The organism is Streptococcus sp. HMSC061D10, assembly GCF_001808865.1.
Taxonomy (GTDB): Bacteria; Bacillota; Bacilli; order Lactobacillales; family Streptococcaceae; genus Streptococcus.
In genome coordinates, this window is record NZ_KV795016.1 from 1 (window position 1) to 401 (window position 401).

The 401-nt window shown below is 43.1% G+C and carries 1 protein-coding gene; it reads right to left on the reverse strand.

All coding sequences use genetic code 11. The features are described from left to right. On the reverse strand, positions 1–401 hold a 401-nt coding region (locus tag HMPREF2728_RS05675; protein ID WP_148130277.1), incomplete at both ends, for a M3 family metallopeptidase.

The following is a 401-nucleotide window of genomic DNA, read 5'->3' on the forward strand; positions in this document are numbered from 1 at the left end:
GCATCATCATCAATCTCAATAGCATCTCCCCAGAAATCGGTCAAAACTTCCTGCATAATACTGTTGAGTTTGCTTGCCCCAAAGGTTTCTCCTTCTTCAATCAGTGTATACACCTTACGTTGGAAGGCTGCTTCCAAAAGGTGGGTAATAAAGTTATGGAAATAGGTATCTGTCAAGCGGTGGGCAAGAGCGAAGCGTTTCTGACGTGGATCATCAGATTGGTGTTCCAAGTAATCGCTGAGAAGCAATTCATTGAAGGTTGACGGTGCTTCGACATAGTAGGTCGACATGTGGGCATTGAAGTAACTTTGGTGATTATCTGAAAAGATAAATTGACCAGAATGCCCGATTTCATGAATCAAGGTATAAACATCGCTCAAACGACCTGTCCAGCTCATGAG